The 20269-nt window shown below is 72.3% G+C and carries 23 protein-coding genes; 9 read left to right on the top strand and 14 right to left on the bottom strand.

Annotated elements, in window-relative coordinates; translation table 11 throughout:
- The first annotated feature begins 140 nt into the window (after window positions 1–140).
- Window positions 141–1409: an MFS transporter gene (locus tag ACGF13_RS38525; RefSeq protein WP_392884156.1), complete on the top strand. Its 1269-nt coding sequence runs from the start codon at window positions 141–143 to the stop codon at window positions 1407–1409.
- A 65-nt stretch (window positions 1410–1474) separates the two neighbouring features.
- Here the strand turns inward: ACGF13_RS38525 and ACGF13_RS38520 are convergent, their stop codons facing one another.
- The 6 genes from ACGF13_RS38520 to ACGF13_RS38495 form a co-directional block, all read right to left on the bottom strand.
- Window positions 1475–1900, bottom strand: coding sequence for a hypothetical protein (locus tag ACGF13_RS38520; RefSeq protein ID WP_392884154.1), 426 nt, complete (start codon window positions 1898–1900; stop codon window positions 1475–1477).
- Entirely contained in the window at window positions 1897–2619 is a 723-nt protein-coding gene (locus ACGF13_RS38515; RefSeq protein WP_392884153.1) for a phytanoyl-CoA dioxygenase family protein, read from the bottom strand. Before ACGF13_RS38515 ends, ACGF13_RS38520 begins: the two co-directional genes overlap by 4 nt.
- Window positions 2620–2811: 192 nt before the next feature.
- Window positions 2812–2961: a hypothetical protein gene (locus ACGF13_RS38510; RefSeq protein WP_392884151.1), complete on the bottom strand. Its 150-nt coding sequence runs from the start codon at window positions 2959–2961 to the stop codon at window positions 2812–2814.
- A 151-nt stretch (window positions 2962–3112) separates the two neighbouring features.
- Window positions 3113–3964, bottom strand: coding sequence for a helix-turn-helix domain-containing protein (locus ACGF13_RS38505; RefSeq protein ID WP_392884149.1), 852 nt, complete (start codon window positions 3962–3964; stop codon window positions 3113–3115).
- 36 nt (window positions 3965–4000) lie between these two features.
- Complete coding sequence (locus ACGF13_RS38500; RefSeq protein ID WP_392884147.1) at window positions 4001–4516, bottom strand: DUF6879 family protein; 516 nt, start codon at window positions 4514–4516, stop codon at window positions 4001–4003.
- Window positions 4497–4763: a hypothetical protein gene (locus ACGF13_RS38495; protein WP_392884145.1), complete on the bottom strand. Its 267-nt coding sequence runs from the start codon at window positions 4761–4763 to the stop codon at window positions 4497–4499. The genes ACGF13_RS38500 and ACGF13_RS38495 overlap by 20 nt, the downstream gene beginning before the upstream one ends.
- Before the next feature lie 190 nt (window positions 4764–4953).
- Between ACGF13_RS38495 and ACGF13_RS38490 the strand changes: the two genes are divergently transcribed.
- The 3 genes from ACGF13_RS38490 to ACGF13_RS38480 are packed head-to-tail and all read left to right on the top strand — an operon-like array spanning window position 4954 to window position 7475.
- Window positions 4954–5244, top strand: a complete 291-nt coding sequence (locus ACGF13_RS38490; protein ID WP_392884143.1) for a hypothetical protein — start codon at window positions 4954–4956, stop codon at window positions 5242–5244.
- Window positions 5241–5633 carry a hypothetical protein gene (locus tag ACGF13_RS38485; protein ID WP_392884141.1) on the top strand — a complete coding sequence of 131 codons (393 nt, stop codon included), beginning with the start codon at window positions 5241–5243 and terminating at the stop codon, window positions 5631–5633. Before ACGF13_RS38490 ends, ACGF13_RS38485 begins: the two co-directional genes overlap by 4 nt.
- A complete protein-coding gene (locus ACGF13_RS38480; RefSeq protein ID WP_392884140.1) occupies window positions 5634–7475 on the top strand; it encodes a zeta toxin family protein in 1842 nt (613 codons plus the stop codon).
- 11 nt (window positions 7476–7486) lie between these two features.
- On the opposite strand, the gene ACGF13_RS38475 is transcribed toward ACGF13_RS38480, so the two are convergent.
- The gene (locus tag ACGF13_RS38475; RefSeq protein ID WP_392884138.1) at window positions 7487–7771 is read right to left on the bottom strand and encodes a hypothetical protein; all 285 of its coding nucleotides are present in this window, start codon (window positions 7769–7771) and stop codon (window positions 7487–7489) included.
- Between the two features lie 169 nt (window positions 7772–7940).
- Here ACGF13_RS38475 and ACGF13_RS38470 point away from each other — a divergent pair, with 169 nt between their 5' ends.
- Window positions 7941–10604 carry an ATP/GTP-binding protein gene (locus ACGF13_RS38470; RefSeq protein WP_392884136.1) on the top strand — a complete coding sequence of 888 codons (2664 nt, stop codon included), beginning with the start codon at window positions 7941–7943 and terminating at the stop codon, window positions 10602–10604.
- 84 nt (window positions 10605–10688) lie between these two features.
- Window positions 10689–11495 carry a hypothetical protein gene (locus ACGF13_RS38465; RefSeq protein WP_392884135.1) on the top strand — a complete coding sequence of 269 codons (807 nt, stop codon included), beginning with the start codon at window positions 10689–10691 and terminating at the stop codon, window positions 11493–11495.
- A 9-nt stretch (window positions 11496–11504) separates the two neighbouring features.
- Here the strand turns inward: ACGF13_RS38465 and ACGF13_RS38460 are convergent, their stop codons facing one another.
- Complete coding sequence (locus ACGF13_RS38460) at window positions 11505–12023, bottom strand: helix-turn-helix domain-containing protein (RefSeq protein WP_392884133.1); 519 nt, start codon at window positions 12021–12023, stop codon at window positions 11505–11507.
- Window positions 12024–12278: 255 nt separating this feature from the next.
- Between ACGF13_RS38460 and ACGF13_RS38455 the strand changes: the two genes are divergently transcribed.
- On the top strand, window positions 12279–13748 hold the full coding sequence (locus ACGF13_RS38455; protein WP_392884131.1) for a hypothetical protein: 1470 nt from the start codon (window positions 12279–12281) through the stop codon (window positions 13746–13748).
- Between the two features lie 64 nt (window positions 13749–13812).
- On the opposite strand, the gene ACGF13_RS38450 is transcribed toward ACGF13_RS38455, so the two are convergent.
- Window positions 13813–14247: a hypothetical protein gene (locus tag ACGF13_RS38450; RefSeq protein ID WP_392884130.1), complete on the bottom strand. Its 435-nt coding sequence runs from the start codon at window positions 14245–14247 to the stop codon at window positions 13813–13815.
- A gap of 142 nt (window positions 14248–14389) precedes the next feature.
- On the opposite strand from ACGF13_RS38450, the gene ACGF13_RS38445 reads away from it, so the two are divergent.
- Together ACGF13_RS38445 and ACGF13_RS38440 are read left to right on the top strand one after the other, a co-directional pair.
- Window positions 14390–15538: a ParA family protein gene (locus tag ACGF13_RS38445; RefSeq protein WP_392884129.1), complete on the top strand. Its 1149-nt coding sequence runs from the start codon at window positions 14390–14392 to the stop codon at window positions 15536–15538.
- A complete protein-coding gene (locus ACGF13_RS38440; protein WP_392884128.1) occupies window positions 15535–16521 on the top strand; it encodes a ParB/RepB/Spo0J family partition protein in 987 nt (328 codons plus the stop codon). The genes ACGF13_RS38445 and ACGF13_RS38440 overlap by 4 nt, the downstream gene beginning before the upstream one ends.
- A 77-nt stretch (window positions 16522–16598) precedes the next feature.
- Here ACGF13_RS38440 and ACGF13_RS38435 read toward each other — a convergent pair whose 3' ends face one another.
- The 5 genes from ACGF13_RS38435 to ACGF13_RS38415 form a co-directional block, all read right to left on the bottom strand.
- Window positions 16599–17072 (bottom strand): Pycsar system effector family protein, encoded by a 474-nt coding sequence (locus tag ACGF13_RS38435; RefSeq protein WP_392884127.1) that lies wholly within the window; start codon window positions 17070–17072, stop codon window positions 16599–16601.
- A gap of 360 nt (window positions 17073–17432) precedes the next feature.
- Complete coding sequence (locus ACGF13_RS38430) at window positions 17433–18296, bottom strand: ASCH domain-containing protein (protein ID WP_392884125.1); 864 nt, start codon at window positions 18294–18296, stop codon at window positions 17433–17435.
- Window positions 18297–18536: 240 nt separating this feature from the next.
- Window positions 18537–19085, bottom strand: a complete 549-nt coding sequence (locus ACGF13_RS38425; protein ID WP_392884124.1) for an AAA family ATPase — start codon at window positions 19083–19085, stop codon at window positions 18537–18539.
- A 74-nt stretch (window positions 19086–19159) separates the two neighbouring features.
- Window positions 19160–19546 carry a hypothetical protein gene (locus ACGF13_RS38420; RefSeq protein WP_392884123.1) on the bottom strand — a complete coding sequence of 129 codons (387 nt, stop codon included), beginning with the start codon at window positions 19544–19546 and terminating at the stop codon, window positions 19160–19162.
- Between the two features lie 212 nt (window positions 19547–19758).
- Window positions 19759–20001 carry a hypothetical protein gene (locus ACGF13_RS38415; RefSeq protein WP_392884121.1) on the bottom strand — a complete coding sequence of 81 codons (243 nt, stop codon included), beginning with the start codon at window positions 19999–20001 and terminating at the stop codon, window positions 19759–19761.
- Between the last annotated feature and the right edge of the window lie 268 nt (window positions 20002–20269).

The following is a 20269-nucleotide window of genomic DNA, read 5'->3' as shown; positions in this document are numbered from 1 at the left end:
CCCGTGGCAAGGGGCCGACCGGACGGGCCTGAGACCGGGACGCCGGGGTCCGTGGGCGACCGGGGAGTCTGCGACAGGTGATCTTCAACTTGCCCTAGGGTTAAGGGAGTTCCCGGTGGCGAGCCTGCTGCCGGGACTTCGTGTTTTCCGGACGGGTGTGGATCTTGCGATACGTGCGGCTGTTTCGGCGGGGCCCGGTTCTTCTCCTGTGGGGCGCGCAGACGTCGTCGGTGTTCGGTGACCGGCTGTACGCGCTGGCGGTGATGTGGCTCGCCTGGCAGAGATCCGGCGGCGCGGCGATGGGCCTGGTGGCGATCGCGGAGTCGGTGCCGTACATCGTCCTCGGCACCGTCGGGCGGCCGGTGATGGAGCGGTTCACCACGCTGCGCTCGCTCGCCGGGGTGGACCTGGTCCGGATGGTGCTGGTCGCGGCGCTGCCGTGGACGTGGGAGGCGTTCGGCACGCCGGGTCTGCTGGTGTCGGCCGCCCTGCTCGGGGTCGGCGGGGCGCTGTTCGATCCGAACCTCGGCGCGCTGGTGCCGGACCTGGTGCGCCCGGAGGAGGTCCAGGCCGTCAACGGGCTGATGGACTCGACCAATCGGATCGCGCGGGTCGCCGGTCCCGGGTCGGCCGGGGTGCTGCTCGCGGTGATGCCGATGGCCGGGCTGTTCTGGCTGGACGCGGGCACGTTCGCTCTCTCCGCGCTCGCGCTGGCCGTGCTGGGCGCCGGTGCGGTGCGCAGGCAGGCCGGGCCGGCGGGAGCGACCGCGGCGCCTGCTGCCAAGCTGCGGGCCCGGGCGCTGGTGCGCACGCATCCGGAGACCGGGGTGGTGCTGGCCGTCCACGGGGTGGCGATCTTCGCGGGTGCGGTGTCGATCGTGATGCCCGCGCTGGTCGCAGTGCGGCTCGGCGGCGGCGTCGGCACCTACGGCGTGATGCTGGCCGCCACCGGGGCCGGGTCGATCGTCGGCAACGCCATCGCCGGGAATGTCCGTCTCCCCAGGGCCCTGCCGGTGTTCTACTGTGCCGCGTGGTCAGTCTCCGGGTTGCTGATGGCGGTGACCGGGTCGGTGAGCACGGTGGCCGAGTTGGTGGTGGTGTCGGCCGCCTACGGGGCCGTCTCGCCGTTCCTGGCGGTGTCGCTGTCCACGCACCTGGCGCAGTTCCCGCCGGCGGCCCGCCGACGGCTGCTGACGCTCGACCAGACGGTCATCCGGACCATGGGCACCCTGGCGATGGCGGGGATCCCCGCACTGGCCGCGGCCCACCCGAGGGCCGGGTTCACCGCCGGCGGTCTCGCCACCGCCATGGTGGGCGTCGCCGGGTGCGCGGTCGTGGTGTGGTGGGCGAAGACTCGCACGCCGCTGCCGGGGACGGAGCCAGTGCTGGAGAGGGTGGGCGGCGGCTGAGGACGTGCTGCGGGGCCGGACTCCTAATGGTGCGGGAGTCCGGCCTTCGCGCTGTCGGTCTCAGATCAGGCGATCAGGGACCAGTGGGTGACGGTGATGTCCTCCAGCGGGATGCCCAGCTGTTGGTAGATCCGCTGGTGCATCGCGCCGAACCAGGCGTTGCGCCGGTCGGCGAAGAACGCCGGGTCGTACCAGGCGACGCCGAGCAGGACGGTGCCGCCGCCGTTCGGGTTGCCCGGCTCGGGCTCCCAGTAGGTGCACTGCCAGTCCCAGAGCATCAGCTCCTCCGGCCGCTGGCGCAGGCGCTCGTCGGACTCGCGCAGGGCCTCGATGCACCGCTCGGCGGCGGCGGCGTCGGGGCAGTAGTAGGTGCAGTCGGACTTGCCGATCGGGGTCTTGTCGGCGCGGCGGGCAGCGTCGGCGTCCTCCCCGGTCAGGACGCGCACGCGGGTCACCGCGGTCGCCTGGTCGAGCGTGTCGAGGATGGTCACAGTGGTGCTCTCCTCTCCCTTGTCCTGCTGGACTTCCAGCCTGTGCCGCTGATCGGCACGACGCTGGGGCTCTGGGGGTCGCGCCGCAGGATGCCGCCCGGCGCGGTGTAGCGGACGTTCAGCCCGATACGGGCTCCGTCGCTGGTGTTGGTGCCGGAGCGGTGCACGAGGCGGCTGTCCATCAGGACGGCGCAGCCGGCGCGCAGCGGCACGGGGATGGTGGTCTCGGGGGTGAAGCCGTGGGCCTGGTCGGCCCGGCCGCGCTCGGCTCCGTTCGCCGGCTCCTTCTGCACCGGGAGGTAGCCGAGCCGGTGGGAGCCCGGCGCGACGCTGAGGCCTCCGTTGGCCGCGGTGGCGTCGGTGATGGCCAGCCATGCGGACACCGACCGATCGGGGTGCAGTTCCAGGCGGGCGTCGATGCCGTCCTGGTGCCAGGGGATTTCGAACTCCCGGCCCGGCCACTTCACGACGAGGAACGTGTTCTCGACTGCGATGTCCGGGCCGAGGACGGCCTGGACGGCGGCGAGCAGGTTCGGGGTGCGGACGGCGAAGGCGGCCCAGTCCTTGGTGAGGTGCGGGTTCCTGACGATCTCCCGGGTGCCGCCGCGGTGCTCGGCGATCAGGAGTGCGGCTCGGCCGCACGCCGCTGCGGGCGTCGACCACTGGATTGGCGAGCTCATGCCGCGCTGGCCGAGGATGCCGTCAATCTGAGTGAGCACGGTCTCCTCCGTGGACGGGGCATGGGCAGATCGGCCAGGTGGCTGACGGGTGGTGGGCGCCGGGGCTTACGTCGTTGGGGTCGAGGGTGACCTGGCCGGTGTCATGGGAGCGGGTGCCGTCAGGGCCGAGGTGGTAGGTGCGGATGGTCAGGCCCCGTCGGCGCTTGGCCGGAGGGACGAAGTCGGCGCTGTTCACCGCGCCGCCCGGCCGCGTAGCTCGCGGAGCAATCGGGCCCGGCGGTAGGCGACGCTGTGGTTGGGGACGTGGACCACCGTCTTGCCGTCGACCGCCACCACCAGGTCGCCGCCGGGGTGTCGGAGATGTGGTCTGCTCGCGGGCATGGCGGTACTCCAGCGCGTTGGGGGGCTTGATTGCCGCCCGGGCGTCCACGGTGCTGAGGGGGATCGGTCAGGTCCTCGCACCGGGCGGCATCAACGACGGTAGGGAGTAACGGAAGGCTCACTCAACGAAGTTGCACGGGATTACACGGATTCATCCGAGCGCGTCGATGGCCGCCGTGATCAGCGCCCGTGCCGGGGCGCCGCGTACCGCCAGGTCGGACAGCTCGGTGAACACCTTTTCGTACATGGCGATCTCGCTGGGCTGGGTGATCGTCAGGTACCCGGAGACCAGCTCCACGTTGACCTGGGCCTGGTCGTAGATCCAGAACCCTTCCACCGGCCAGGCGCTGTCCCGGTCTGGCCGCATGGGCACGACGCCCAGGCTGACGTTGGGCAGTCTCCCGGCGGTGAGCAGGTGGCGCAGCTGCTCCAGCATCACCGGTTGGCCGCCGAGGCCGTTACGCAGGACGCTCTCCTCAATCAGCAGGGCGAAGCGGTGCCGGCCTTCGTAGAGGATGTGCTGGCGGTCCATGCGCTCGTCGACGGCGGCCTCGACGTCGTCGGCCAGGCCACGGCGGTCGCGGATCGCGGTGAGGATCGCGGTGGTGTAGGCGCGGGTCTGCAGGAGGCCGGGCACTACCCATGGAGTGTAGGCGCGGAAGGAGCGGGTTCGCTCGTACAGGGGCCGAACGGACTGCTGGGCCTGACGCAGGCCGGAGCGCTCCATCCGGCGCCACTCCAGGAACATCGCGTCGGCCTGGCGGCTGCGCGCGATGAGGTCGCCGGCCTGGTCGTCGGCGCCGCACGCCGCGCACCGGGCCCGGATGTCCGCGTCGGAGGGCGGGGTCTTGGCGTTGATGATGCGGGAAGTCTTGGCACCGGTCCACCCGCACCGGGCCGCCAGTTGCTTGCCGTTCAGGCCGGCGTCCAGCATGAGCTCGCGCAGGCGCTGAGCGACGGCCTTGCGGGCGGCCTGGGCGCTGGACGACGGGGAGTCGGGCATGGGAACTGGCTGCCTGTGCGGGTGGGGGTGCTCGGGTCAGACCGTGTACCGGTCGTGCGGGACGGCGCGCTCCCACACCGCCTCGAACGCGGCAGAGCAGTGCTTCGCCAGGGCGGGGTCGTGCAGGATCTCCTCACCCTGCTCGGCGAGCTGACCGTCGCCGGTGAAGTGGTGGTAGTGCACCACCTGGTCGTCGAAGACCCAGAAGTCCAGGCCCGGCAGGCACAGGTCCTTCGTGTTCCGCCGCGGCAACCAGCGGACCAGTTCGCCGGCGGCGAGGTTGCCGTAGGTCAGGTCGTGCTCGTAGCGGATGTAGTCGTGCACCGGCTCGGAGACGATCCGCGCACGCCGCACCACCACCCCCCGGCCCACCGCGTCGGCCACCGCGTCGTGCCACCCGTGCCACCACGAACCGCGATCGGCCGCATCCAGGCGCTTGCCCTGCTGGAAGGCGATGAACTCCGGATCGTCCAGCATGTAGGAGTCGCGCATCTCCAGATGCACCGCCGAACGCTGGGAGCGGGCGAGCGCCTTACGAACCGGTGTTGCCACGTGGTGCCTCTCCGTCGGACCGCGGGATGAACTGCAGCATGTTGGCGGGCAGCCGGATGACCGTCTCGTGCTCCGGGATGTCCGTGGTGTGGCCGGGCACCGAGCCGACCTCCTGCGCCTGCCGGATCGTGGCCTCGTCCGCCTTCCAGGACTGAATGATCAGATCCCCGGTCTCCTCTTCCAGCCAGATCGTCGGGGACTGGTCGGATGGGGTGTTCGGCCAGATCCCCAGAAAACGTAGCGCCATGGTGACCTCCCGTACCAAGTCGGTTACACGGACTTGCACGACGCTGCACCCGTAGGTGGCGCACGTCAAGGGCGCACGCAAGCATGGCCGGGCAGCTGGGCGGCTGCCCGCACCGCGAGCCGACCGCACGGCGATGCAAGCCCAGGCAGATTGGTACACCGCTGGTGTACCAGCGGTGTACGATCACGGTATGGCTGATGCGACGATCAAGGTTTCTCCTGATACGCGTGACCGGCTGGCCGCTCTTGCGGCGGCCAGCGGAACAACGATCGGCGCCCAGGTGGCCCGGCTGGTGGAGCAACAGCCCACCGCTGAGCAGATCGCCGAGCGCGTGGCCGAGGGCCGTCGAATGCTGCGGGACCACTTCGGGATGACCCTCACCGACACGGAGCTGGACGAGGGCCCGGACCTGCTGCAGCGGGTCTACGGCATCGCCGCGGCGGACGCGCGCGCCAAGGTCGCCCCGAGGCGCAGCGCGTGATCATTCTGGATTCCAGCGCTCTGACCGCGTTGGCCGCCGGTCACCCGCGTCTGCACCGGATCGTGGATTCCGCGTTGCAGAGTCCGTTCCAGCATCTGCTGGTGCCGGTGCTGTGCCTGGTCGAGGCCGAGATCAAGGACGAGGGCACGGCGCACGCGGTCCTGGCGCTGCCATCCTTGGAGTTCGAGCCACTGGACGCGAGTACCGCCGTGGTGGTGGCGACGATGGTCCGCGACGGGTACGGCGGCCAGGACCTGGCCCATGCCATCGCCGCGAGTCTGCCCACCCCGGTGCGGCCGCAGCAGCACCTGATCCTGACGGCCAACCCGGAGCTGTATCCGCCGGGGATCGTCACCGTGGACATCGACGACCCCCGTCTGGAGCCGTAGGTGCCGCTGCCGGAGTTAGCCGACGAACTCCCCGCGGGCGAGAGTGCGCGCGTCCTCGCCGAGGAGGTCCTGCCCGCCGTCCTGCGCGGGGCGGTGGCGCAGGAGTGGCCGGTGGTGGTGTTCGTGGCCGGGCAGGCCGGCAGCGGCAAGACGCTGGTCGTGGACCTGGTACACGCCGCGCTCGCGCGGCGCGGTGGTGCGGTGCGGGTGGACCGCGACGCCTACAAGGCCGTCCACCCCCTCTACCGGCGGTTCCTCGCCGAGGACGTGCGCACGGCCGGGGTGCGGGTGCGCACGGACACCTACGGGTGGCAGGCCCAGCTGGAGGCCCGGCTGCGGCAGGAGCGGTACGACGCGGTGGTGGAAGCGGCGCTGGGCCGCCCCGAGGAGTTCCTCGCCGACATCGCGGCGTACCGGCGGGCGGGCTACCGCGTCGAGATCGTGGCCCTGGCCGTACCGGAGGCGCTCAGCCAGCTCGGCGCCCTGGACCGCTACCTGCACCTGGCCGCCGAGGGCCAGCCCCGCTACGTCGGCTGGGACAACCACGACGCCTGCGCCGCCGCGCTGCCCGCCGCGCTCGCCGCGGTGGAGGCCGGGCACCTGGCCGAGCGGGTCCTGGTGGTGCGGCGCGGCACCGAAACGGTGCTGGAGAGCGTGTACGCCAACGAGCTCGACACGAGCGGGCGCTGGGTCCGCCCGGCGCGCGCGGCCCAGGCCGTCCTCGCCGAGCGGACCCGCCCGTGGGGCGCGGCTGAGACGGGCCGGTTCCGCCGGCACCTGGCCGCCTGCGAGCGGCGCGTGCACGATCCCCGGATCCCCGCCGACTGGGCGCTGGCCGTCGGCCGCGACGCCGAGCGGGCCGCGGCGCTGGCCGAACCGGTGCGCCGCACCGCTCAGCCGCTGAAGCAGGCGCCCGGGGTGGACTACCACCGGCTCTCGGCGGACGAGCACGACTTCGTCTTCGACGCGGTGATCGTGCCGGCCATGCTGAGCGCGGTCGTCTCCCAGGACCAGCCCCTCGTGGTCTACATCGCCGGGCAGCCCGGCGCGGGCAAGACCCGGGCCGCTCAGCTGGTCCACAGAACCTTGCGCAGCCCGGTCCGCCTGTCCGGCGACGACTTCAAGGTCTTGCACCCGGACTACCTGCAGTTGCTGCGCACCGATCCGCGCCGGGCCTCGGAGAGGATCCGCGCCGACTACCGGGCCTGGCAGGCGAGGGCCGAGGCCTACGTGCGTGAGCGGCGCGGGAACCTCGTCATCGAGACCACCCCGGCCGGACCTCCGAAGTTCGCCGCCGAGGCACGGAAGTTCCGGCGGGCCGGGTACCGGGTGGAGCTGCTGGTGCTGGCCGTGCGCGCGGCCGACTCCCGCCAGGGCACCGCCCATCGCTACGCCCGGGTCAGCGGGCGAGGCCTGCCCGCCCGGTTCACCACCGCCGCCGGCCACGACGCCCACTTCCAGGTGCTGCCCGACGTCGTCGCGGCTGCTGAGGAGTTGGCGGCGGTCGACCAGGTCACCGTGATGAGGCGCGACGCCACGGCTCTGTACCGCAGCCAGCCGACCCGCACACGGCCTCGGCACCCGGCGGCCGCGCTGGCCCTCCTCGCGGAACAGGCGCGCCCCTACACCGACCAGGAGGCCGCCGCGTTCTGGGCCGTCCAGCGCGACCTGCACGCCACTATGCCGCAGTACCGCGACGACCTGGTCGCCATCGGCGCCCAAGCCCTCCCGCTCATGCCCCATGCCCTGCGGCCGCGCCGGCTGGAGGCGCCCTCGGCAGCGGCCGCTCTGCCCGTCCCCAACCGGCCGGAGCTCTCGTGCGGCCCGGTCAGCGGCTGCTGACCGGTGCCGGCCTACTCGTTCCCGGCGGCCTGGAGGAACTTCAGGCGCTCGGCATACAGCTCGGTGATGCGGCCGATCTCCCCAGGCCCGGCGTCGGCAAGCCGTTTCCGGTCCTCGCCGCACACCTGCAGTTGCGCGGCCAGGTCCTGCTGGCGCTGCCGGTCGCCCAAGCGCCTGGCGGCCATCAGCTCCCGGCTGCACCAGGCGATGACGGCACCGATCGCCTCCTTCGCGTCCTCGTAGGAGGTGCCGTCGCCGTCCGGGGACGGAGACGATGCGGGCGGGGGAGTGTGCACGGCGAACCACCTCAAGGGCCTCGAACGGTCTCGGCCGGGACGGCGCCGCCGGCCGCCCGGACGGGGCGGCCAGTGGCCCGTTCCCGGCCCCTTTTCCGCTTGATCCTGCCCCTTGACCTGGCCCATCACCTAAATTGGCCTCAGATCATCCTGTCCTGGGGGGACTCACGTGGCCGACCTTCGCGCGCTGTTCAGCTCCAACGACCCGGCCGACAGCGCCGAGGCGTTCACCAACCGGCAGCAGCAGTGGTCCCTGGTCGCCACCGCTCTCGAGGAACACCTGCGCACCATCGCCGCGCCCGGCTTCGACGTGGAGGACCTGGAGGCGCCCCGCACCAACGTCATCGCTTTCCACGGCGTCGGGGGCATCGGGAAGAGCACACTGCTGCGCAAGCTCGAAGCCTCCCTTGCCGCCGCGGACCAGCGGCCCCAGCAATGGGGCACCGGGATCGGCGCGGGTGAGCGGCTACTGCCGGTACGGATCGACCTGGCCCGCTCCGCGTCGACCGGCTCCGACTTCGAACGGGTCGTCCTGACGATCCGCCTGGCCCTGGCCGGCACGGTCGGCCGGTCGATGCCGAGCTTCGACTTGGCGCTGCGCCGCTACTGGGACGCCCAGCACCCCGGTGAGCCGCTGGAGGAGTACATCCGGCGCACCGGCTTGATGGGCAAGGTCGGACAGTTGCTGCCCGGCCAGCTCGGGGCCGCGGTCAGTCAGGTCGCCGGCTCGCTGGAACTGCCCGGGGTGATCGGGTCGGCGGCCGGGCAGGTCACCACCGCGCTCGTCACGGCGCTGCGCGAGCGCCGCGAGAAGGCCCGGGCGCTGGCCGGAGCCGCCCGCACCGCCGCCCTCCTGGAGGCCGAGCCGGACCTCGAAGCGCTCAGCTACTACCCGCACCTGCTGGCCTGGGAACTGGACCAGCTGCCCGCGAAGAAGGCGGTGGTGCCGGTGATCCTGCTGGACACCTTCGAGGACACCGCCGACCGGCACCGCGACCTTGAGCGGCTGCTGCAGCGCACGGTCTGGCTGCTGCCGAACTGCTTCTTCGTCATCGCCGGCCGCAACCGCCTCGCGTGGGGCGAGGACGCGCTGCAAGGCCAGCTCGACTACACCGGCCCCCAGGCATGGCCGCACCTGGCCCCGCAGGGGCAGCATCCGGCCCGCACAGCGGGCGGCCGGCGCCAGCACCTGCTCGGCGACTTCTCCCCCTCCGACTGCGACAGCTACCTCGCCCGCCGCCTCACCCACGACGGCCGCCCGCTCATCCCCGAGGACGTCCGCGCCGTCATCACCGCCCGCTCCCACGGCCTGCCCCTGCACCTCGACCTGGCCGTCGCCCGCTTCCTGGAGATCCGCCGCACCGGCCGCACCCCCGCCCCGGCCGACTTCGACCACACCTTCCCCGCCCTGATCGCCCGCACCCTGTCCGACCTCACCGAAGACGAACGCCACGTCCTGCGCAGCGCAAGCCTGCTGGACGCCTTCGACCTCGACCTGGCCACCCAGGCCGCCGGCCTCACCCACCAGGCCGCCGCCCGCCGCCTCGCCGAGCGCCCCATGATCAGCGAAGACCCCTACGCGATCTGGCCCTACCACCTGCACGGCGCCATCCGCACCGCGCTGCGAACCGACGACACCACCACGGCGGACCGCTGGACCCCCACCGACTGGCACCAGGCCGCGCAGCGGGCCCTGGCCGCGCTCGGCGGACAGTGGCACGCCCACACCCCCGAAGCCAGCCGGGCCTGGCTCATCGCGTGCCTGCGCCAAGGCCTGCGCCTCGCCCGCGACCACCACCTGGACGACCTCGCCTGGCTCACCGACGCCGCCTTCGCCTACACCGACGACTCCGTGTGGGAGCCCATCGCCCCGCCCGCCCCCGCCCAGGGCGGCGCCCAGGCCGCGGACACGCCCGCCGACGCCCTGGCCGAACTGCTCACCGCCATCAGCCGCCGCCAGCACGAACACCGCGCCCACACCGCCCGCCGCCTGAGCGCCGTCCTGGACAGCGGCCTGCTCTCCGACGAGCTGGCCCAGCTCGCCCGCTACTACCGCGCGAAAGCCGACAAGGACCTCGGCCGCACCGCCGCCTCGCTCGAAGGGATGCGCCGCGTCGCCGCCGCCGGCGGCCGCCTCGCCCCGCAGGCCCAGCGCGGCATCGCCAACCTCGCCCGCATCGCCGGTGACTTCCCCGCCGCGCTCGACGCCGCCTCCACCCTCACCTGGAAGAGCCGCCGCCACCGCGTCCGTGGCGACATCCTGTGGCCGCAGGGCGACTTCACCGCGGCCGCCCAGGCCCTGCGCGACGGGCGGGCCGAGGCCGAGCAGTACGACGCCCCCGGCGAGCGGGCCATCGCCCAGACCCGCCTGGCCCTGGTCACCGCGTTCACCGATCCCCGCCGCGCCGGTGAGGAGATCGACCTCGCCCGCCAGTACCTGGAGCCGCTCGACCAGCGCGCCACCGTCCTGCACCTCCAGGTCGCCGGCCTCGTTCGCGACGCCGGCACCGACGACCGCGGCATCGCGCAACGCGCCGCCGTCCTGCGCACCCAGATCGACGTCGCCGGCCTGCCCTGGCTCATCCCGCTCCTGGAGACCGCCCTCGCCTTCCACCACGCCCTGCGCGGCACCGAGGACGACCTGACCGCCGCCATCGCCCGCCTGCGCGACGCCACCGCGAACGGCGACTTCGCCTACTACGCGGACATCGCGCACTTCATGGCCGGCCGACCGCTGCCCGCGCCGTCCACCACCCAGTGGCTCGACGACGAGGACACCGTCCGCAACCGCTGGCGGACCCTGGTCACCACCCGCCAGTACTCCAGCCGCTGACCCGGTAGCCTGCCGCCGCGCGCCGAGGCCGGCGCCCACCGCCTCCGTCCGGCCCTTGCGTCGGACAACGTCCCAGGAGGGCCGATGACCACACCGGACAGCGACACCAGGCGCGCCAACGCACAGTTCCCGCCGCTGCTGACAGACCGTTCGACTGGGCGGGGCGTCAGCCTCGACCTCCGGCGGATCGGCCACCTCGTGGTCGTCGGAGAGCCGGGAAGCGGGCGGACGTCCGCGCTCTCCCTCGCCGCCGCGAACACCGTGGCCGGAGGCGCCACCGCAGTGGTGTGCTCGGCCGGAGGTGCAGGCCTGGAGCACCTCGCGGGCCTGCACCATCTCTCCCTGCACCAGGGCCTCGGACAGAGCATCGAGGGCATCACCGCTTCCTGGCACGAGATGGGAACCCGCTACGAGCGCGTCTTCGACGAGGACCACCGCCCGGTGCAGACGACCCTCGCAGACCTGCGCGTCGTGGTCGTGGACGACCTGGACCTGGTGCAGGACGCCGCCGACACCGGCGATCCGGCCGCCTCGGCGGCCGTCCGGCACGCCCAGGACATTCTGCGGATGGGCCGGGCCTTGAACATGCACCTCGTCGCATCGGTCCGCCCCACCAGCAACGTGGCGGTCCCACTGTTCTTCGACACCTTCACCCCGGTGGTCCTGGAGCCGATGGCCGTGAACACGCCGAGCATCTGGCTGCCCCGCCCCTCCCGGCGCCGCCCGCGCCTGCCGATCGTCTACACCGGCCCCGGCAACCGGGCCCGCACCTCGCACCAGCCCGGCTGGGCCAAGGTGGTGCTGGACGGCGAGGTCCGCGACGTCCAGGTCCGTTACCTTCCGCCCGACCTGGCCCGGGCCCTGGTCGAAGAGCCCCACCCGGCGACCTGACACAGGGCCCTATGGGATGTCGGGCTTGGGACCGGGGCCGTCAGGGTGGTCAGCCACGCCCCTGGCCTCGGTCACGGGTACCTGAACGCCGGCCTGTTCCAGGAGCAGCTGGGCCGTCTGCAGGAAGATGTCCCGCACCCGGGAGTCCGCTCCGGCAGTGACGCAGGCATCCGCGAAGTCCGTCACGGTTCGATAGTCGTCCGCAGGTGTCCGTTCCGGCGCCGCCCCCAGCAGCTGCTCGAGCTGGCCTTCCGGCCAGCCGAGGTGCGCCACCACGCGAACCAGACCGGCTGGAATCCCGGGGCCGGACACGCGGCCCATCTCGTAGTTGTTCACCGTGCGGCGAGAGATACCTGCCGCTTCGGCCAGCTCCGCCTGCGACATCCGCAGGCTGCGCCGCGAGGCGTGAACGGCGTTGCCGACGGTCCACCATGAAGGGCCGGTAGTCGAGACGGCGGCGGATCCGGATCCAGACAGTGACACGTGCTCCTCAATCGGCTTCGACGGATGCGGCGGCACCGACATCATCGCAGCGCCTCGGAGAAAGGCGCCGAACCGGGCACCGGATCCAGCAGCAGCCGTCCGCGGCGAAGGGGCTCCGGGACACGGCCGGGCGGCGTTGCCGACCGACTCACCGCAGATGAGTTCGCCGACGTCGACCGGGTCCTCGTCTCCACCAGCAGCCGGGCCGGCCCACCGTCGGAGCCCGGTACCGAACTTTCCCGCATCCTGCCCCGGAGCAAGCCATTGTCCGAACACTCCCCGTACCGGCATGATCACAGCATGGGGAGAAGCGCGTGGGACGTTGCCACCGAGCGCGTGGTATGGCTCGACGACGGTGTGGAAGGCCTGGAAGGCGGTCTGGCCGGCAACCGGTACGTGTGCCAGGCGTGCGGGGAACCTCTGATACTCAAGGCACTCGTACCAACCTCGGCGTCCTCTCCGTCGCCGCACTTCGCCCACCAGGGAAGCGCGCCTTGCTCCGCACCCGAGCGCGAGGCACAGATCGACGCCCTCACCGAGGTCGTCATCAAGTTCCGCGACACCATCTGCGCCGTCCCCGGCGTCACCGCGACTCTCGAACTCCCTGACACGAAGACCGGGGCGCCGACCGGTCTGGGACCGGTCATCATCGCCTGCTTCTCCGGCACCACCGTCGCCATTGAGCGTCCGCCCGGCCGGCTCCCGGGTCCGGACGTGCTGCGCCGACGGATCGAGGCCGTCCACGACCGCCACCCCAGCGCCGCGCACGTCTGGTTCCTCAAGAAAGACCGCGCCCAGTTCGGCAAGGTCGGCACCATCGAAGTGTGGCTCGACGGCAAAGCCGACTCCCACGACACCGTGGCCCCGACCGGGCAGCAGGAGACGATCGTGGCCGCCGGCGGCCACGTCTACTGGCTGGACGGCCAGCTGGCCCTCCTCCCCTACGGCGTCCACTACTTCCGCCACCCCGAGAGGCCCGGCCAGGACTGGACAGGCTGGCAGCGCTGGCACAGCGACCCCCGCGAGGACTGGCGGATCAGCCAGCCACAGCCCGCGCCCGACGCCGACTGCTGGGGACTGGTTCCCGTCGCGCTGTCCTCCCTCACCCGCACCCGGGCCGTCTTCCAACCCTCCACCGCCCACCGGATCATGTCCGACCTCTACGCCGCACAGGGCAAGCGGCACGGCTGGCGCAACCGCCAGGCGTACGCGGTCTACCGCACGCGCCACCAGCAACCACTGCCCCCACCTCCCGCGGTGCCCACCACCACCGCGCCTTCCGCCGACACACCCATGCCCCCTGCGGAACCAACTCCGACGGCGCCCACCCAGCCCCCGAACGAGAGGACGTCACCACCGCAACACGGCCGCCTGCCACGTCACCCGGGCGAACCCCGGCCCCTCCCCGGACCGGCCTCTGTGCCGGAAACGGTTCCCGAGCCCGCCCCGGGCCCGCCGGCCCGGCCGGAATCGCACACGGACCGACTTCCCGCCCCATCTCTGTCCCCAGAGCAGTCCGAGCAGACCGGCCCCCTCGGCCCTTCCACCATCGGCACCGGCCAGCCCGCGGCTGTGCCCCCGCAAGCCGCCGAGGGCCCCTACGACCAGCAGCCGGCAGGGGACTCCGTCTACCTCCTCGCCCCACCCGCCCCCGCCACTCCTCCGGTTCGGCCGCCACGGATCCCGCCCCGGCCTGCGTACCCACCCACCATCCACCTGACCGGCCACCAGATGCCCGAGGCGCCGCCGGTCTCCGGCCACCGCAGCTGACGGCCGGCACCCAGCAGTGCCCTGTGCAGCGCCTCTTCCCTGCCGGCACGTGGCCGATGGGCCCTCAGCGTTCGTCCGGCTCGCCCAGGCTCCAGCCGCTGACCGCCGCGAGCGGCCCCCTCCAGGCCGGCAGCCGCCGGACACCGCGGCCGGAGCGGACGGTGACGCCCTTCAGGTGCAGGAAGCGCGGGTCGGCCGCCCGCCGCCGGCGCCCGTCCTCGACGGCCTGGTCCAAGTGCCCGAACACCTCCCGCACGACCTTCCGCATCCCGTAGTGGTCGGCCTCCGCGACCTGCCGGACGTACAGGTCCTCCCACTCCGAAGCCGAGATCGCGGTCCCCGTGACGAGCGCCCCGTCGACCGCCAGCGTCACGACGACGTCCTCAGCGACCTCCCGGTGTTCCACCCCGACGCGCAACAGCTCCAGGTAGGGGTCCGGGTAGGCCTCCCCCTGCAGCATCACTCGCAACGCCGGCTGTACCGCATCTCGCCACGACACCGTGCTGGTCTCCTTCCCCTGGTGGGTTCGGGTTGGACTATGCCCTGGCGGAGAGCTCGGTATCCGGGTAGGTGGCGGACTGGTTGCGCGCTCCGGGGTGGTGCGGCAGCGCTGACGAGGTGACCTAGTAATGTTTGGTCTTATGAGCAGCCCTACGGCCAGTTTGAAACGGGAGAAGCTAATCACTTCTCTCCCTCCGCAGCTGAGACGCCAGCTGAAGATCCGTGCATTTGAGCATGGATTGGATATTCAGGACGCGGCCGAGTACGCGATCCGCGATTGGTACGAGGCTTCGGATCTCCCGACGGTGAACACCGACGGCGCGAAGACGTGGGGGACGTTCCTGCCTGTCGGCGAGGCCGACCGGTTCAAGGGCGCGTGCAATGACCGCGAGATCACCTATGTGCAGGGGCTGGCCCAGGCACTGACGCTGTGGCTGAAGAAGCATCCGTCGCCGTCCGCACCGTTGGTCGCCCAGCCCGTCGTTCGCGTCATAGTGGCGAACCAGAAGGGCGGGGTGGGCAAGACCTTCATCTCGTCCGGTATCGCCCAGGCGCTGGCAGAGGCCGGCCGTCGCGTCCTTCTGGTCGACTACGACCCGCAGGGCCACCTCACCGCCGAGCTGGGCTTCGAGGAGCTCATGTACGAGGACGGCGTCGAGACACTGATGATGCACATGGACGGGACCGCGCGGGGGGACATCCACGACCTGCTGGTGTCCCTCGACGGTGCCCGATTCGGCGAGCGGCTGCATCTGCTACCTGCGGCGGACGACGCGTTCCTGCGCGACATCGCACTGTCGAAGGTCAGCTTCAGCGAGGCCGCGCTGGAGCGCGCCCTGGAGCCGTTGGAAGCGGACTACGACGTCATCATCATCGACGGGCCGCCCAGCCTCGGACTCAACATGGACACCGCGCTCTACTACGTACGGCGCCGCGAAGGCGAGCTCGTCGACCGCTCCGGCGTCATCACGCCGGTCTGGGCAAACAAGGCCTCCCACCGCGCGTTCCGCCTGCTCAAGTCCCAGATGGACGACCTGTGCCGCAAGGGCCGTATCCAGGTCGACTACCTCGGGCTGATCATCAACGCGTACGACAGCCGTCGCGGCAAGCTCGTGAAGGAGAACAAGGACCAGTGGGAGAAGAGCAGCTCGCCCGCTGTTCTGGCCGTCATCGGTGACTTGAAGGAAGGCCGCGAGGCCGCGGACGGCGAGATCCCGCTGCTGGAGTATGCGCCGGACAGCGAACACGCGCAGGTGATGCGCGACTTGGCGAAGGAGCTTGCCGTATGACTGCCCAGCGGGTCACCCGTGGTTTCAGTATCGGCGACGGCGGCCAGGACGATGCTCCGGGGCCTCGTCGCGTCCGGACGCGCCAGCAGATCATGAACGGCGAAGGTCGGCGCCCTCCGGGGGCGGTCGAGCTGGGGCTGCTCGCCCACAATCCCTTCAACCCGCGCGACGAGCTCACCGAGCTTGAGGAGACCGCCGAGTCGCTGCGGCTGAAGGGGCAGCTCCAGCCCGTCGCCGTGGTCCGACGGGCTTCGTTCCTCGCCGCGCACCCGGGGCACGAAAGCAAGCTGGGCGAGGCCGAGTACGTCGTCATCGACGGCAACCGCCGCCTGGCCGCAGCACACCTTGCGGAGCTCGCAGAGCTGCGGATCGACGTCAACGACGACCTCGCGGCAAGCGCGGCAGACCTGCTGGAAAGCGCGCTGATCGCCAATGTGCACCGGGTGGACGTCCCCCCGCTCGACCAGGCGAAGGCCATCCAGGAGCTCGTGACGGTCCACGGCTCACAAGGGCAGGTGGCGAAGCGTCTGGGCAAGACGCCGGCCTGGGTCTCCCAGCGCCTCGCGCTCCTGGAGCTCACGCCTGACCTTCAGGAGAAGGTGGAGACCGGAGAACTGAGGGTGGAGCCGGCACGCCGCATTGGTCGGATGCCCAAGGAGCAGCAGGCGTCGGCCGCGGCGGAGGCTATTAACGCCGTTAAGACCCCTCGGCAGCGGGCTCCCCGCCGAGAACTTGCCAAGCGGGAGCCGGCTGCGACCGTTAACGCCGTTAATACCCCTTCGGCAGGCAACGAGGCGGAACGAACGGAGCCCTCCACCGTTAACGTCGTTAACGGTCCGGCCGAAGCTGTGCCGACGGCGCCGAGTGTCGCGTGGGACAACCCGGCATCGGTCTACAGGCTGCTCAGGGACCACATGCCGGCTGAACAGCGGACCACCCTCGCAGGCCTCCTGATCGATGACTTGGAGCCTGCCCAGGCATGAGCGCCCTCTAGTTCGTAAACGCCAAAAGGCCCGCACCCCAGCGCTGGGGTGCGGGCCTTCGTGCGTTATTGGCGGGTTCAGGCGGCGGTGACGAGAGCGGCCGCGGCGAGGGCGACCAGGGCGGCGATCGTGAAGTCCGACGCCCAGCGGAGCAAGAACATCTTGCGGTGACAGATGGCGGACAGGACGCGCAGCCGGTCCAGGCGGCGGTCGGGAACGAGCTCGGCGCGCAGTTCGGCGGGGTCGCAGGTGGCCCAGTGGGTGTAGGAGCTGTGGTCGCGGTTGGTGATGCGGGGGCGGACGACGAGGACGGCGAGGAGGGTGGCGGTGAGCAGGAGGGCGGCGGCGGGGGTGATGACGGGGAGGCTGGCGCCGTTCGCCTGGGCGAGGATGGCGACGGCGGCCGCGAGGACGCCGTCCAGACCGAGGAGGAGTCCGGCTTTGCTGTCGGTCCGGGCGACCTCCGTGATCACGTGGTCGAGTGCCTCGGTGGTGTTCTGCTCGGTGCGGGCGGCGTACTCGGTGGTCAGGGCGGGCTGGGTGGTGGTCACGGTGCTCTCCTCTGGCGGTGGTCCTGGCCGGGCTGGGCACGCAGCCGGGGTGGGGCGGGTCAGCGGCGGACGAGGTCGAACCGGGCGGCGGCCTGGTGGCGGTGGAGCAGGGCATGTTGGCCGGGGTTGAGACGACAGTGGCCGAGGCGGCCGGCGGCGGTGCCGTGGACGGTGCCGTCGTCGCCGGTGACTGGGGCGGCGTCGGTGGCCCTCTTGGTGTGGGCGCAGTGGTCGCTCTGGACGGCGCCGACGGGCGGCCGCGCCGCGTACCACCGCGCGCCAGCGTCGGGCCTGGTGGGCTCGGCGACGGGGCGCGGTGGTAAGCGGCGCCAGTGCCTGGACGTCAGCAGCGGAGGCGGCTCAGCGGTACGCGGAGGCGGGCTGGACGGCGGCCTGGTGGCGGTGGAGCAGCGCGTGCTGGCCGGGGTCGAGACGCCAGAGGCCGAGGCGGCCGGTGGCGGGGATGGGTTCGGCGAGGGCCTGGACGGCGTCCAGGGTCCAGTGCCACAGGCCGGGCAGGCCCCAGGGTCGGCAGCAGCCGGTGTCGCGGTGGCAGTCGGTGATGGTGGCGGTGGCGACGAGGGCGCCGGTGGTGAGGGCGGGGGTGCCGGGGCGGGCGAGGACGGCGCGGACGAGGGGGTCGGCCTGGCCTTCGCGCGCGACGGCTCGGGCAGCGTGCAGAACGACCTGGCCGCGGTGCTTCGTCGGCCAGGACCGGTTCTCCACCCTTTTGTCTCCGGCCAGGATCGCTGCCAGCCAGGGCTGGCGGATCGTCAACGCGGGAACGTCCGTGCCGGGCCCAGCCACCGGGTCATGGCTCTCTCCGATGCGGCGCAACGCCTCGGGGAGAGTCGCGTCCCAGTCGCCGGTGAAGCAGAGGCCGCGATCGTCGATGTACAGGGCCGCACCCAACTTCTTGTTGGTGACGAGCAGACGGTCGCCGGCCCAGTAGGCACGGTCGGGGTCCTCGTCGACGACGGCGGGGATGCCGTGGCGGACGAACCAGGCCGCCACGGCCGGGTGGTAGCGGCGGTGGCGGGCGGTGACGCAGAAGACGGAGCGGCGCCGCATCAGCTCGCGGAGGGCCTGGAGCGCACCGGGGATCGGAATCCCGTAGATGAGGCCGTCCTGCCAGCCGCGGTCGTGGAGCACGAGGGTCTGGTCGAAGTCGAGTCCGATCGCCTGGCTGGCGGGGGAGTCGGGGCTGAACGGGATGACGGTCAAGGGCTCTCCTTGTCGGGTGGTGGTTCGGGGCCGGGGTGAGCGGGTGCGGGTGTGGGCCGGGTCAACGGAGACTCCGGGGGCAGGCCGGGTTCAGTCCAGGCCGGCGCGCAGCTGGTCGGCGCGCTCCTGGGCGAGACGGGCGGGCCGCAGCACGCGCCGAACCGCCCGTCGGCCGTCGGGGCCGGGGGCGGGTCGGTGCGCACTGTGGCGGTCCGGGGCGGCGGCGAGGCCCTCGGCTGGTCAGACCCGCGCCGCGGGGGCGAGGCCGTCGCGGTGCTCCCGGGTGGGGTCGACGCAGGTCGCGTGCACGGCCGGGTCGACGGTGACGCGGTCGACGCGGATGAAGCCCTCGGCGAGCAGCTGCTCGCGGGTGGGCATCTGGAGTTCCTGGTCGACGAGGACGTGGTCCGGGACGACGCGCTCGCGGCCGGCGTTGAGTTCGCGGCGGCGCTCCAGGGGGACCTCGAAGAGCACTGCGACGCAGGGGCGCTGCCAGTAGCGGGCGCGGGCGAGCAGACCGGCCCTGACGTGAGGCAGGAGTGCGGTCGCGTCGACCACGGTCGTGAGCGAGCGGGAGAGGCGGGCGTCGAGCAGCAGCGTCTGGACCTGGTCGGCGACCGGGGTCGCGCTCTGGTCCGCCGCCGAGTCGGTCGCCATCGCCCGGTAGTCGTCCAGGCTCAGGCGCCAGGTCGCCGGCCAGCGGGTGGCGAACGTGGTCTTCCCGGCGCCGGATCCGCCGACCAGGACGATCAGCGAACCGGGGACGGGGACGAAGGTGGTGGGGTTCACGGGCGGGCCTTTCGGATCGGGGTGGTGGGCCCGGGTGCCGTTGCGGTCGGCGGGGCACCCGGGCGGGCGGGGTGTCAGCTGCGGGCGGGCGGGAGCGCCTTGGTGGTCGGCTCGGCGGCGGTCTGGCGGTGCTGGAGGGTGAGCCAGGCCCCGGCGGCGGTCATCAGCCGGCCGTCGCCGAGGGTGTCCAGCGGGGCGGTGTCGATGTCGTGCATCAGCTCGGCCGGGTCGATCGGGCGCATGTAGGCGACCGGGGCGTAGCGGATGACCTCGTCGGTGGCCAGGACTCGCAGGGGGGCCTTGTCCTGGGGGAGGTGGGGGTCGGGCAGGACCTTGCAGACCTGGGTGTGGTCGGGGTTGCCGGCGAGGTAGCGGTCGGCGTCGCGGTAGAGGACGTAGGTGCCGGGGCGCGGCTTGGCCGGGGCGGGGGTGGTGTGGGGCTGGACGGTGGGCTGCTGCATCGCGGGTCCTTCCGCAGGTGGTGGTGTCGGCCGGTCGGCCGGCCCCGTTCCCGGAGCGCGCGCCGCCCGCCGGGCTGGGTGCCGGGCGGGCGGTGCGGGCCGGGAGCGAGGCCGGTCGGGCGGTCAGCGGGCGAGCAGCAGGACCAGGAGGACGAGGGGGGCGACCATGCCGAGCAGGTAGACGAAGCGCATGAGGTTCCTTGGAGTTGGGGTCAGCTGATGAGGGCGAGCAGCAGGACGGCGATCAGGGCGGGCACGGTCAGGGCGACGGAGCGCGGGATGTTGAGGCAGTGCTGGAGGCGGGCGATCTCGTCGCTGATGGCGTCGCACTCGGCGGCGAGGCGGTGGTGGGCGCGGTTGCCGGGCGGGAGGTTGACGAGGGTCTCGCTGCGCTCGTGGAGCAGTCGGCGCTGGGCGGCGATCTGGGTGTCGCGCTCGATGGCGATCGAGGCCATGGCACTGCCTTTCGGGGCGGGTTTCGGTGGGTGGCGGGTGGTGCGGGAGGATGGGGGGCGGGTCGGCGGCGTGTCTGCGCCGGTGAGTTTTGGCCCCACCAGAACGGACTCGGCTGGCCCCACTTTTGGGCCGTTCGGGTGAGGGCTCCGGGCGGTGTCGAGAAGGAACGGGTTGAAGTGGCCCCACCCCCGATCGGGTGACGTTTCCCCGGTGTCCCGGGGCGGTGGGGCTCGGGTGGCGATGGCGGTCTGTGGCGGCCGGTAGCGT

This window comes from Kitasatospora sp. NPDC048286 (genome assembly GCF_043201735.1).
Classification (GTDB): domain Bacteria; phylum Actinomycetota; class Actinomycetes; order Streptomycetales; family Streptomycetaceae; genus Kitasatospora.
The sequence above is the reverse complement of the archived record's forward strand: the minus strand, read 5'-3'. Positions and strand labels throughout refer to the sequence as shown.

Bases quoted from the DNA above. Each gene is read 5' to 3' on its own strand.
- ACGF13_RS38495 (WP_392884145.1), bottom strand. From the start codon at position 4,763: ATGGCGCTACGTTTTCTGGGGATCTGGCCGAACACCCCATCCGACCAG.
- ACGF13_RS38510 (WP_392884151.1), bottom strand. From the start codon at position 2,961: ATGCCCGCGAGCAGACCACATCTCCGACACCCCGGCGGCGACCTGGTG.
- ACGF13_RS38455 (WP_392884131.1), top strand. From the start codon at position 12,279: ATGGGGAGAAGCGCGTGGGACGTTGCCACCGAGCGCGTGGTATGGCTC.
- ACGF13_RS38445 (WP_392884129.1), top strand. From the start codon at position 14,390: ATGAGCAGCCCTACGGCCAGTTTGAAACGGGAGAAGCTAATCACTTCT.
- ACGF13_RS38460 (WP_392884133.1), bottom strand. From the start codon at position 12,023: ATGATGTCGGTGCCGCCGCATCCGTCGAAGCCGATTGAGGAGCACGTG.
- ACGF13_RS38420 (WP_392884123.1), bottom strand. From the start codon at position 19,546: ATGCAGCAGCCCACCGTCCAGCCCCACACCACCCCCGCCCCGGCCAAG.
- ACGF13_RS38440 (WP_392884128.1), top strand. From the start codon at position 15,535: ATGACTGCCCAGCGGGTCACCCGTGGTTTCAGTATCGGCGACGGCGGC.
- ACGF13_RS38505 (WP_392884149.1), bottom strand. From the start codon at position 3,964: ATGCCCGACTCCCCGTCGTCCAGCGCCCAGGCCGCCCGCAAGGCCGTC.
- ACGF13_RS38465 (WP_392884135.1), top strand. From the start codon at position 10,689: ATGACCACACCGGACAGCGACACCAGGCGCGCCAACGCACAGTTCCCG.
- ACGF13_RS38490 (WP_392884143.1), top strand. From the start codon at position 4,954: ATGGCTGATGCGACGATCAAGGTTTCTCCTGATACGCGTGACCGGCTG.
- ACGF13_RS38415 (WP_392884121.1), bottom strand. From the start codon at position 20,001: ATGGCCTCGATCGCCATCGAGCGCGACACCCAGATCGCCGCCCAGCGC.